Genomic DNA, 12,455 nt, shown 5'->3' with positions numbered 1-12,455 from the left:
AGCGATGGTCCAGTCCATTTTAGCAACCTTACGCACAAACGGCCTCAGAGCTTTGGGTTTGGCCGGCCTTCTATCCGCATCGCTGCCAATGATCGCGGCAGCGCAGGACAACGCTACAATCGGGTTCCTGCTCAAGACCATGCAGGAAGCCAGATACCAGACTGACAAATCCCTATTCATTGCACGCGCGGAATCCCAAGGCGCAGATGTGATCTTTGATAGCAGCGGCAATGATCCATTGCGTCAGTTGCAGCAGGTTGAGGAAATGCTGGAATCGGGGGTGGACGTTCTGGTCCTGCAACCCGTCAACACCGCAACCGCTGGTGCCCTTGTTGATTTGGCCCACGATCAAGGCGTCAAAGTGGTCGGGTACGACTCGATGCTGCAGGACGGGCCGCTTGACGTCATGGTCATGCAAGACAGTTGGGCTGTCGGGCAGCTTCAGGCCGAAGCCATGGTGGACTGGCTGAACGACACCCGCGGTGAGGTCAAAGGCCGGGTCGCCCTGATCCGCGGTCAGCCTGGTGATGCCAATGCCGAAGCGCTCAGCAGCGGTGTGCTGAAAGTGATTGCCGATCATCCTGGGCTCGAGCTTGTTGCGGATCGCAGCCATGTAGACTGGTCTCCCGATATGGCCAGAGACACTGCCGAGAACCTACTGGTCGAATATGACAACGACATCGATGCGTTCATCGCCAACAACAGCGGGCTTGCCTTTGGGGTTCTGGCAGCCTTGTCGGATGAGGATCTGGCATCGGCTGATCAGGTCTTTGTTGCCGGGTCAGATGCTGATCTGAAGAATGTCCAAATGGTCGCCAATGACATACAGGCGCTGGAAATCTGGAAGCAAATCAAGCCCCTGGCTTATGAGGCGGCGGATATTGCCGTGAAAATAGCGCAGTCTCCGGATGCCGAAATCAGCGAATTGATCGGTGAGCATACGCTGATCGACAATGGTTTCGCGGAAATCCCGACGGTTATCACCCCTGTTTTCGCAGTGTCAAAAGATACGATCGACAGCACGGTGATCGACGGTGGGTTCTATACCAGCGAACAGATCTATCAGAACTGAAGCTGCTATAATCACGCATACGCCCGTCGGCAAAACAGCAAATAAAAGCAAGGGACCGAAATGTCTGACAAGATCAACGTCGCAGTCCTTGGCCCGATCCCAAGGGACAATATCACCAGCTATCAGGGTGAAAAATTCAAGAAATTCGGCTGCGCGGTCTATACAGCGGTCTGTATGTCCTCGCTGGCCGGTCCGGGTTCGCGGATCAACGTCGTCAGCCATGTGCGCAGGTCGGACGTCGACAATGTTCGCAACTTGCTGTCTGAGTTTCCGTATCTGGATGTCAGCCATGTTACAGGCGACGCCGATCAGGGTGCCGTGATCGATCTGGTCTACGTCGATCAGAACCATCGCAACGAAAAGCAAACGGGTTTCATGAACCCGATCCTGCCCGACGACATCGAAGACCTGATGGATTGCGAGGCCTTCGTTTTCGTTCCGATCACGGATTTCGAGGTTCCGCTGGAGACAATCCGATACATCAAAGCCAACAGCGATGGTCTGGTTGTGTTTGACGCGCATGGTCCCACAAGTGGGTGTTCAGCACATGGCGAACGGTATCATAAGTTCTGGATCGACCGGGATCGCTGGCTTCCGCATATCGATCTTCTGAAGATGAATTTGGAAGAGGCTCAATGCAGTTGGTTCAAAGGGGAATACGGCTCCGACGAGTTGCAGGACATCAGCGAGCTCACGATGGACCAGTTGCCCAAGTTCGCGCAACACTGCCTCGATCTGGGCGTCAAAGCGCTCTACGTCACGTTGGATCAGCATGGATGCGCCGTCTACCACAAGGACGAGGCCGGCCGGATGCGTGAACATCTGGTCAAGCGGGTGCTTGTCGAGGATGTGGTCGACACCACGGGCTGCGGTGACAGCTTTGCTGGTGGCTTGGCTTTTGGCTACCTCAAGACTGGTGATTTCGTCAAAGCCTGCCAGTTCGGAAACTGTGCAGGAGCGCAGCGCTGCTCGAGCAGCGAGCTGGATGTCTACGGATCACTGGAAGAAACCGAACGTCAGATTGCTGAAACCTACGGCGACTGAATTATCCGAATTATCACCCGAATGGAGCCCTGACATGCAGACAATGCTGAGCAGTAGCGACTGGCTGATCGAAGAAACTCAATTTAATCTGGATGAAGCGAACTTCAAGGAGACCATTTTTACGGTCGGCAACGGCTATCAGGGCACACGTGGGTCGCTGGAAGAGGGCCACAAAGGAGAGCTGTCTGGCACCTATCTGGCCGGTGTTTACGATCACCATGACTCGACGGTGATCGATCAGGTCAATGTGCCTACCTGGCTGCCGCTTCGGGTCCGTGTCGAAGGTGAAATTCTGGATGTCCAAACGTGTAAAGTGGTCGAGCACAAGCGCGTGTTGGATCTGCAGACCGGATTTCTCCACCGAGATACGGTGTTTGAAGATAGCAAAGGCCGTCGCACTCGCATCACCAGCATCCGCTTTGCCAGTTTTTCCGATCAGCATATTTGCGGCATTCGCCTAACCGTCACACCAGAAAACCATTCGTCCGAAATCACTGTCGAAAGCGCCCTGGATGCCCAACGGTACAATCTGGACCGCCTGCCAGCTTATCAGGGAAATCCCGTCTTCCACCCCGAAGTCAAATGGGAGAAGTGGGCCAAAAGCCGGCACATGAAGGTCACTCAGTCACATGCAAGCAGCGATGCGTCCTATATCGAAGCTCTGACACTGGACACTGGCATTTCGATTGGCATGGCGTCTGCCTTGGATTGTCCTGCCTTCAGCGAGTTCAAAGTCGCAAACCGTGGATATGAGCAGGTTTCACAAATCGTTTCTGTCGAGACGCTCAACGGGCAAAGTCTGACTTTCGAAAAGCTGGTGTCGATTTATACATCGCGAGATCTGAACGGCGCGGAATTGGCGGCCAAGTGCGAAGCCTCCCTTGAGACCGCGCATGCCAAGGGGTTTTCCGCCTGTCTGAGCGAAAGCGCCGCAGCCTGGCGCGAAAAATGGGACGCCTGTGATTGTGTGGTGACGGGTGATCTAGAAGCAACGCGCGCAATGCGTTTCAACATCTATCATCTGCTGATTGCCGCAAACGAAAACGACCCGCGCGCGAACATCGGCGCCAAGTCCATGTCAGGCGAGGGGTATAAAGGGCACGTTTTCTGGGATACCGAGATCTTCCTGCTGCCATTCTACATCTTCACGCAGCCGGAGACGGCCAAAGCCCTTCTGAAATACCGCTACAACACGTTGAACGGCGCACTTGAGAACGCCCGAATGAATGGGCTTAAGGGCGCACAGTACGCGTGGGAATCTGCTGATACCGGAGTGGAGACAACGCCAAAATGGACAGCGGACGGTGCGAACCGGATCTGGACTGGGGAAGAGGAGATTCACGTCACTGCTTGCGTGGCATATGGCATCCTCAGTTATGTTGCGGCGACCGGGGATCGCGACTTCCTTCGAGATTTCGGGGCTGAGGTTTTGTATCAGACCTGCCGGTTTTGGATCAGTCGGCTGGAATGGAATGAAGCCAGGGATCGATATGAGCTGACCAGCGTAATCGGACCGGACGAGTTTCACGAACATGTCGACAACAACACATTCACCAATCGGATGGCGAAATGGCACCTTGAACAATCGGCTCGCGTTTTCGCAGAATTCAGCAAAACCACTTCAGCAGTTCATGACGAATTGCTGATACGGTTGGATTTAACCCGAAAAGAAGTGGATCAGTGGCTGGAAACAGCGGAAAAAATCTATGTTCCATTTGATCCCTCCCGCAATCTGATCGAACAGTTTGAAGGGTATTTCCAGCTTCAGGATATTCCCATCACAGAGTGGGACAAAAACCGAATGCCGGTCTACCCCGAAGGGCATAATCACTTCTCACTGAATGGTTCAATGCTGCTCAAGCAACCGGATGTGATCATGTTGAACTACCTCTTGCCCGACGAGTTTTCAGATGAAGTCAAAGCGGCGAACTACGCGTTTTATGAGAAACGTACGATGCACAAATCATCGCTCAGCCCCGCCATTCATTCGATCATGGGGATTGAAGTCGGCGACATTTCCTCGGCCCATCACTATTTCGAACGTTCCGCCTTTGTTGATCTGGTCAACAATCAGGGTAACACGCAGGACGGGATGCATATCGCATCGGCCGGTGGCACCTGGCAGTCGCTTGTGTGCGGGTTTGGCGGCTTCCGGGTCAAGCATGGTAAGATGACCTTCAAACCCTGGCTGCCCGAGGCATGGTCCACCATCCGATTCAATCTGAAGTGGCAGGGGAATGACGTCGTGGTCGCGATTTCCCACGACGAGTGTCGGTTTGAACTCATCGCTCCGTCCGGCACGAAAGAAAATATCGAGGTAATGGGCCATCCTGTTACTTTGACTGCAGGAGAGGAAGTGGTCTTCGCGCCGCAGCCAGCGTGACGATCAGGGCAATTCTCGCAGGTAAGGGGCAAGATTTGCCGAGGTCATGTAGTCAGTCTGCAAGAGCCTCGGCAACGCGCGTGTGCAGTTGTTCCGCCGCCGCGTGATCGATGAGCAATTCGTTAACAAGCCCTCGGGAGATCAGTTCGAATACCGTATCACCTCGTTCCTTCTGAATCGCGACGACCACAACCCCACTTTGGTTGGGATCGTCAAATGCCCGATCTGCGATGGCCTTGACATGCTCTGTTTTGATCCCGGTCCACAGCCCGTTCAGTTCGTCAATCAGGTCCATCTTGGCCTGTGAAATTTCGGTTCTCGGGATCAAAATACCGCCGAGGTCCCCGACAACCAGTTGCCGGAGGTCATCAGCCCTTAACCCGCCTGCCTGAACCAGCTCTTCAAAACTGCCCAGAACTGGAGTGCTTGAAGACCCAACGCTGGAAATCAGCATATCCATTTTGCCAATCAATGCGTCTGGACCCGAAAACACGCGGTGAAATCCTGGAGTGTCAGAGATGTACTGCCAAATGGAACGGCGCATGGTTTCATCATAGTGACGGGGTATGTATGCCGGGAAACCAGTGAGCTGAGGGCTATCCTCCGGCTGATCGTTAAATAGCTCATCAAAAGTTCCGGCAAGCCGGCTGGCCGAGTATCCATGCTGAGCCAGTGACATCAATTCTGCGCAAACCGCTGCAAACTCTGTCTTTTGCGACTTATCAATGGGCTGCCTTGAGGCTGCAATCCCTTCTGCCAGGGACTTGATTGTTCGACCCCACGCAACGCCGATGACGTTCGATTTCTCAATCAGTTCTATCAATCGCCCGGATGCGGTTCGTCCAAATCTGGTACGGCGCTGTGACAGCGCAGCCTCGGTGTTCCCCGGGCCGCTTTCAAACACCCCAAGCCGAGGCGGTCTGAGGTTGTTCCTGTTGCAATATCGTTTCAGATCAGAATTAAGCCCTGAAGGTGCCAGCAATTCGTCCATCTGGGCAATCCACTCGTCTGAGAATTGTTCTTTGACGAAGCGTTGTTCGATGACCAAGTAGTTTTGGCGTTCAGCGTGTTTCAGTAACCGCGATACATGCGGTTGAGACAGGCCACCAAGAATTGCCCCTATCTCTACCTGTGACATGTTGTGAGTTGCGCGCATATAGGCAGCGCACTGGGCGCGTTCTTCAAATGGAAGTTTTTTAACGTCAATCATTTGTTTCAACATTGTCCGGTAACGTAAGCTTGGCAGCGTGAATAATTATGCCAGATAAACATTCACATGCCAGCCGATTGAAGAAAATTCCTTACATGCTACGTGTTTCTTGCACAGGCTCGAACCAGGAGATTCAGCATGCCGATCAAAGGACTGATCTTTGACCTCGATGGTGTTTTGGTCGACACCGTACCGGCGCATTTTGCTGCTTGGAAACGCATGTTCGAAGAATACGGGTATGAGTTTGGAAGGGCGGAATACCGGCGGCTTGTCGATGGGCGCCCTCGTTATGACGGGGCGCGAGCGGTCATGACCCGGCATTCGGAAAATGAAGTCAGAACCGCCGCAGACAAAAAGAATGACTATTATGTTGAAATGATCGAGCGAGGCGAATTTCGTGTCTTCGATGCTGCTGTGCACCTCGTAAGACAATGCCAGTCGGAGGGTTACGGTCTGGCGGCCGCTTCCAGCAGCGCCAATGTCCGAGCCGTTCTTGAAAAAGCTGGTTTGTTGGATGCCTTTCCGGTTGTTATCGGAGGCGACGATGTCGAAAAAGGGAAACCCAACCCTGATATATTCCTCACCGCCGCCAGCGGGCTGGGGCTTAATGTGGATGAATGTATCGTGATCGAGGATTCCTCTTCCGGTGTCGAAGCGGCAAAGAATGGTGGTTTCTATTGCGTAGGTCTTCTTCATGAAGATCACGAGAGTGAACTAACGGCTGCGGATTGCGTTATTTCTTCGCTGGCCGAGGTTGACATTGAGCAGATAGACGAATCCAAGTCGGAATTGCCTGTCTAAATACTTTTTTGCGACACAGAACTGGATTTTTTAGGGACAGATAACAGACTTCACCTAAAATTCAGTATCGTGTGCTCAACCTCTCACAACTCCGTGTGCCCGAGTTTGACTATTGGCCGCTTCGGTCAAGCTCCGATGCGGCGCTTGACTCTGCTGGGAAGGCACGGTTGGGACCGTTTGCGCACGTGTGAGGCGTTGGGCTGAAGGACCAGAAAATCCGCGAACTGTTCGCTCGACTGATACCCTATATTGTACTGGTAGCGAACGGCAGGTTTGACGGGCCGCACCGCAGCATCGAAGGTGTCCGCTGGACGGCAGCACTGGGCCGCCAACGAAAGCGGCCCGTAGTATTCAGATTTCAATGGCCTCTGCTATGGCAAGTGCATCCTCAAGCTCAACACCGAGATACCGAACGGTACTGTCCATCTTTGTATGCCCAAGTAAGAGTTGCACCGCGCGCAGATTGCCCGTCTTTTTGTAAATTTGGGTGACCTTGGTCCGACGCATTGAATGTGTGCCATAAGCGCTTGCTTCCAAACCTATAGACGTTACCCAATCACGTACAATCCGCGCATACTGGCGTGTTGAAATGTGCAAACGCTCATGGAAACGCCCTGGCCAAAGGTATTCGGACCCAACCATGTGCTCGTCTTCCATCCACTTCTCGACAGAGGCCCGAGTTCCTTCAGAAATTTCGAAGCGGACCGGTTTCTGAGTTTTACTTTGCAGGACGGAAGCCCGCTCCTTGATCTGACCAGAGGCCATAATGTCAACGACTTTCATCTTAACCAAATCGCAGCCGCGCAACTTACTGTCGATGGCCATATTGAAGAGAGCGAGGTCGCGATGGTTCTCTGCGAGTTCTAACCTTACTCGAATTGCCCAGACGTGTTTGGGTTTCAACGGCCGTTTCTGACCGACGATGCGTCCCTTGTTCCAAGCTGGGCGAAGTGCGCGAATGGCAGGTAAATTTGGTGTTTCCATAACTGATCCTCCGATCCGCCATGCCCGCCCACAACGACAACCCGACGTTGACGAAAGAGGATATCACAGGATGCCGCGTTGCCGCCGAGGTCGGCTGTGGGCCCTAACTCTCAAATGCCGCAAAGTGAAATTCTTGCAGGTACGCCAAATGCAGACCTTGGTCGCTGTGAGACCTGCTTATCACCGCTGATTTCACAGGGCAAAGTTACTGACATGTTGCAGGCGCCAGCGTCACAGTCGGAGTACATGCACCGAACACTGAGCGTGGCGAACGACAAGAGCGGCGGTCGATCCCAGAAAGAACTCCTTCATCCCAGGTTTATGCGAAGCGAGGACGATACAGTCGATGCCATGTTTGTTTGCGTATTCGGTGATTGCGCGACCTGCGGATTGGCTCTCGAGCAGGATAGACGATACCTCGGTCTCACTTTTTAGGCGCTCGGCCAAGCGCGCCTTTGCTTTTTGGAGAGATTTTTCTGCGATCCCTTCATCCATATAGTACATTATCTGTCTGTTTGGGGGTTCATGGATATGCGCGGCAGTGATTTTTCCACCTTCGGACACAAGAGCATGTGACGCCGCAAGTGCGTGTTCACTGATGCCGTGTTCTAGAGACAGCGCGACTAGGATATTTTTATACACTTCAATCCTCCGTATCTGGGTTTTCAGTTATCTTCTACTAACTGGCCTCTCCCACTTCATCTTCGGGAGGGCGCTCAGGCACCCCAACCGTAAGATTGGGGTGTGTGCTGTTTCGTCCTGGGCTTTTGTGCTTTCCCGTCGCTACCTGCTGAGCAGGAGGTCCGGCAGGAAGAGGGCCAACTCTGGTACGAAAGTTGTCAGCATCAGCGTGGGAAGCCAGGCAAAGACAATGAAGATCAAAGTCGGCCAAAGCATACGAGACACCGGCTCGTCACAGACCTGGGCACCAAGATAGAGCAGTGGTGCAGTTGGTGGCGTGATGTTTGCCATGCCCAGGTTCACGCCAATCACAGCCGCAAAGTGGATAGGATCCATGCCAGTGCTCTGAGCAATGGGCAGCAAGATCGGTGTCGCCAAAAGCAGACCCGAGATGTCATCCATCAGCATCCCGATCAGGATCAACACGATGTTGATCATCAACAGAACCACAATCGGATTTTCAGATACTGAATAGACCATTTGTTTTGCCAGCTGTGGCGCACCTTGCGCAATCAGGTTATCGGATACGATCAGAACCATGAAGATCATGACCATGACTACGCCAATCGTAACGCCCGAGTTTTGGATAGTTTGAGCCAGCGTTTTCCACGTCAGACCACGGTAGAAGTAGATCGCGATCGGGATCGAGTAGACCACGGCGATACCGGCGGCCTCGGTTGGTGTCATGATGCCGCCATAGATTCCACCCAAAATGATAAGAGGCATCATCAGTGCTGGCCCAGCTAGGCGCGCCTGTACACCAAATGTTGGCAGAAACGGCTTGGGACGCTCCGTCAGGTTAATGTCGTCGTATTTCCGCAGCATGAACTGGTTGACCACAATCAGAAGCGTGATCAGGATGAACGCTGGCAGAACCGTAGAAAGAAAGCACTTCAGGACGTGTTGCTGTGCGACCCAGCCATACAGGATCATCGTAGAGCTTGGCGGGATTAAAAGGCCCAGCGGACTTGCAGCCACGATCAGTGCCGCTGATTGCCCGCCTGGATAGTTGGCCTTTTTCAGGTGGGGCATCATGATGCCGCCAATACAGGTCAGCGTGGCATTGGCGCTACCAGAGATGGAGCCAAATACACCGCAGGCCAATACTCCAGCGGCGCTGAGCCCACCTTTGATATGGCCAATGAACATTTCAGCCAACGAGACAAGAGGGGCTGCGATCTTACCCTTTTCCATGATGCCACCAGCGATCATGAAGAGCGGGATCGCCAGAAGCACCAGGGAACGGATGCCCGTAGAGCCGGTCGGCAGATAGCCCGTGATGCCTTGGTCCCCAACAAGGGCGATGAAGATCAGGACCGCTCCGAATGCCACATATACGCTTACACCCAACAGCAGCATAAGGCAGACGATTAGGAGACTTCCTCCGATAATCATTGGGCTTCTCCTTTTTGCATTTCTGATCTCAGGGGCAGACCCAGCCCCTTACGGATATGCACGTACAGATAAGCAGCCGTGAACGTTGCCATGAAGCCAAAGGCTATCATGATAAAAATCCGCCAAGTGACAAACGGAATTCGCAGCACCGGGGTTGCCCGCAACCGTGGGAAAGAGAAGTCATCGAGCAGCGAGACATAACACGCGTACATGAGGAACAGGATCACCAGAACCTCAATCGTCAGGACGACAAAGCCGCGCCACCAGATCAGTCTGGGGTTCTGTATCACGATGCCAAGAATATCTGCGTTGATATGCAGGTTGCGTGCAGAGGCCAAAACAGCGCCTGCAAAAAAGCCGATGATGCTGATGCCCAGAAGCCATTCTTCATAGGCGAAAAGATCGCCCCCAAACCCATACCGGATGACAACAACAGCTCCAAACGTGAATGCCATCAGGAAACCGGAAAACATGACGATCTGTCTCATGACAAACGCGACTGCTTTCAATGGGTACCCGATAACAACTGGCAGCTCGTCGGTGATTTTTTGCGAAGTCTTGTTCTCTGCGCTTTCGACGACCAGTGGACGGTCAGCTTCTGAGCTAGACATCTTTCTCCCTCCCTTTGTTGAGCCAAAGACAAAGAAGGGCCAACTGATGTGCTGGCCCTTCTTTTAGTGTTTATTGTTGTTCTTTGGCTGCCAGCAGCCGGTCGATGATGTCCTGACCGACGTTTTGAGCCATCGAAGGCCAGACCTTCTCCTGGACATGTGCAGCCATTGCAGCCTGCTCTTCGTCGTTCAGGCGCAGGATGGTGTAACCTTTGTCCAGCAGTTTCTGACCGAACACTTCGTCATTCTCGCGGTTGTAAGCAAAGAAGTCTTCTGAGGCTTTGGTCATCGCCGCCTGCAGCACCGCGCGCTGCTCGTCATTCAGCTTGTCGAGCGTCCGTTGCGAGGCGTAAAATGTTGTGAGTTCCGAAATCGAGTTATACTCGACAAAGTGGGTCCCAACATCCGATTTGGCGAAGATGGAATAGGTTGCTGTCTTTGTGCAGCAGATTGCGCCATCGACGATACCGGCCTGAAGTGCCGGGAAGATGTCGCCCCAAGCCATAGTTGTCGCCTGGTAGCCCAGCTCTTCGACCATCGATTTTACAACGCTGGACGACCAAACACGAATGTTCATGCCCTTGTCGTCAAAGTTGCTCCAGTTCTCCGGCTCTTGCGAAGCGACGATACCGATGAACCCTTCAGGGTTCTGCGCCATCACAGTCACACCATATTCGTCGGTGATCTCCTGCAGGATGGTGTTGAACTCGGAATCCATGTTGAGCAGGGTGCTCTGCATGTCATCCCAACCGCCCAACAGGAACGGCATGGACAAAAACTCAAGGCGCGGGTCGGTATCGGCATAGATAAACGCCGAGGCCAGATCGATATTGCCGCGTGCGACATCTTCGAACAGCGCTTCACCAGAACCCAGCTGGTTCGCAGGGAAGACTTCAACCGTAAGGCCAACATCTGCAGCGGCAACATCTGCTGCGACCTGCTCCATCATCTTTGTGCCCTGGTGGTCGATCGGGAACACGCCGGCAAAACGCAGCGTCATGTCTTCCGCAATTGCGACAGTTGACATCAGGGCGCTCAGTGCGCCAGCTGCCATACCTGTGGTAAACTTATTAAAACTCATCGAGTATCTCCTCCTAGTTGACGAGTAACGCCCGCCCGGCAGCATGCCGAAGCGGGCGATAAATTTGCTGGTGTCAGCAAAGTTCCGGGGCGACGAACTTGTATCCGAGATCATCAGCCACAGCCTTGTATGTCACCTTGCCGTGGGCCACGTTCAGGCCGTTCATCAGGTGACGATTATCCGCAAGCGCCTGCTTCCAGCCATTGTTGGCGATCGCCAGAGCGTGCGGCAGCGTGACGTTATTGAGCGCGTAGGTCGAAGTTCGGGCGACTGCGCCCGGCATGTTGGCGACGCAATAATGTACAACATCGTCGACAACATACGTGGGCTCTGCGTGAGTGGTAGCTTTGGACGTTTCAAAGCAGCCGCCCTGATCAATCGCCACGTCCACGACGACCGCACCGGGCTTCATTTTCGAAATCAGGTCGCGCGTGACCAGCTTGGGCGCAGCAGCACCCGGGATCAGAACCGCGCCCACAACCAGATCGGCGTTGGTGACTTCTTCTTCAAGCGCGACCTTGGTCGAATAGACAACCTTGGCCGAAGCTTCGAAATGGTTCTCCAACTTTTCCAGGACCGCCGGATTGCGGTCCAGAATGGTAACATCCGCGTGCAGGCCAACCGCCATTTGAGCTGCGTTGAACCCAACAACACCGCCACCGATTACGACGACCTTGCCGGGCTTCACGCCGGGCACCCCGCCCAGCAACACACCCAGACCGCCCTTGGCCTTCTCCAATGCGCTGGCACCGGCCTGGATCGACATGCGACCGGCAACCTGGCTCATCGGTTTCAGCAAAGGCAGGCCACCATTTTCGTCGGTTACTGTCTCATAGGCGATGCAAACCGCACCCGAGTTCACCAGATCTTTGGTTTGCTCCGGATCGGGTGCCAGATGCAGATAGGTATAGAGGATCTGGCCTTCGCGCAGCATGGCGCGCTCGACAGCCTGCGGTTCCTTCACCTTCACGATCATTTCCGTGTTGGCAAAGATATCGGCCGCGGCTTCGGCAATTTCCGCACCAGCGGCACGATAGGCATCGTCGTCCGCGCCAATGCCAACACCAGCATTGGTCTCCACGATGACGTTGTGACTCTGCGAGACCAGTTCCGCGACGCTTTCCGGGGTCAGACCCACACGGTATTCGTGGTTCTTGATTTCCTTGGGAACACCAATGAACATGTTCTTCACT

The 12,455-nt window shown here is 53.8% G+C and carries 11 protein-coding genes; 4 read left to right on the top strand and 7 right to left on the bottom strand.

Annotation, left to right across the window (positions count from 1 at the left end; translation table 11 throughout):
• Positions 1 to 4 precede the first annotated feature (4 nt).
• Genes ACR0IY_RS20445 through ACR0IY_RS20435 form a run of 3 tightly spaced genes read left to right on the top strand, consistent with a single transcriptional unit; the run spans position 5 to position 4,499 of the window.
• Positions 5 to 1,072: a substrate-binding domain-containing protein gene (locus ACR0IY_RS20445; RefSeq protein WP_480676619.1), complete on the top strand. Its 1,068-nt coding sequence runs from the start codon at positions 5 to 7 to the stop codon at positions 1,070 to 1,072.
• 60 nt (positions 1,073 to 1,132) lie between these two features.
• Complete coding sequence (locus ACR0IY_RS20440; RefSeq protein WP_480676617.1) at positions 1,133 to 2,116, top strand: carbohydrate kinase family protein; 984 nt, start codon at positions 1,133 to 1,135, stop codon at positions 2,114 to 2,116.
• Positions 2,117 to 2,150: 34 nt separating this feature from the next.
• On the top strand, positions 2,151 to 4,499 hold the full coding sequence (locus tag ACR0IY_RS20435) for a glycoside hydrolase family 65 protein (RefSeq protein WP_480676615.1): 2,349 nt from the start codon (positions 2,151 to 2,153) through the stop codon (positions 4,497 to 4,499).
• Between the two features lie 52 nt (positions 4,500 to 4,551).
• Here ACR0IY_RS20435 and ACR0IY_RS20430 read toward each other — a convergent pair whose 3' ends face one another.
• Complete coding sequence (locus tag ACR0IY_RS20430) at positions 4,552 to 5,709, bottom strand: sugar-binding transcriptional regulator (protein ID WP_480676613.1); 1,158 nt, start codon at positions 5,707 to 5,709, stop codon at positions 4,552 to 4,554.
• 138 nt (positions 5,710 to 5,847) lie between these two features.
• On the opposite strand from ACR0IY_RS20430, the gene ACR0IY_RS20425 reads away from it, so the two are divergent.
• Positions 5,848 to 6,510, top strand: coding sequence for a beta-phosphoglucomutase family hydrolase (locus ACR0IY_RS20425; RefSeq protein WP_170451108.1), 663 nt, complete (start codon positions 5,848 to 5,850; stop codon positions 6,508 to 6,510).
• A gap of 351 nt (positions 6,511 to 6,861) precedes the next feature.
• Here ACR0IY_RS20425 and ACR0IY_RS20420 read toward each other — a convergent pair whose 3' ends face one another.
• The 6 genes from ACR0IY_RS20420 to ald form a co-directional block, all read right to left on the bottom strand.
• Positions 6,862 to 7,494, bottom strand: a complete 633-nt coding sequence (locus ACR0IY_RS20420; protein ID WP_170407652.1) for a tyrosine-type recombinase/integrase — start codon at positions 7,492 to 7,494, stop codon at positions 6,862 to 6,864.
• Positions 7,495 to 7,725: 231 nt separating this feature from the next.
• Positions 7,726 to 8,136: a universal stress protein gene (locus ACR0IY_RS20415; protein ID WP_170407649.1), complete on the bottom strand. Its 411-nt coding sequence runs from the start codon at positions 8,134 to 8,136 to the stop codon at positions 7,726 to 7,728.
• A 141-nt stretch (positions 8,137 to 8,277) separates the two neighbouring features.
• Positions 8,278 to 9,570 carry a TRAP transporter large permease gene (locus ACR0IY_RS20410; RefSeq protein ID WP_170407646.1) on the bottom strand — a complete coding sequence of 431 codons (1,293 nt, stop codon included), beginning with the start codon at positions 9,568 to 9,570 and terminating at the stop codon, positions 8,278 to 8,280.
• Positions 9,567 to 10,181: a TRAP transporter small permease gene (locus ACR0IY_RS20405; RefSeq protein ID WP_170407643.1), complete on the bottom strand. Its 615-nt coding sequence runs from the start codon at positions 10,179 to 10,181 to the stop codon at positions 9,567 to 9,569. The genes ACR0IY_RS20410 and ACR0IY_RS20405 overlap by 4 nt, the downstream gene beginning before the upstream one ends.
• Positions 10,182 to 10,251: 70 nt before the next feature.
• Positions 10,252 to 11,262: a TRAP transporter substrate-binding protein DctP gene (dctP, locus tag ACR0IY_RS20400; protein WP_170407640.1), complete on the bottom strand. Its 1,011-nt coding sequence runs from the start codon at positions 11,260 to 11,262 to the stop codon at positions 10,252 to 10,254.
• A 73-nt stretch (positions 11,263 to 11,335) separates the two neighbouring features.
• The gene (gene ald, locus ACR0IY_RS20395; RefSeq protein ID WP_480676610.1) at positions 11,336 to 12,445 is read right to left on the bottom strand and encodes an alanine dehydrogenase; all 1,110 of its coding nucleotides are present in this window, start codon (positions 12,443 to 12,445) and stop codon (positions 11,336 to 11,338) included.
• Positions 12,446 to 12,455 lie beyond the last annotated feature (10 nt).

The organism is Ruegeria sp. BC1 (assembly GCF_056539305.1).
The sequence above is the reverse complement of the archived record's forward strand: the minus strand, read 5'-3'. Positions and strand labels throughout refer to the sequence as shown.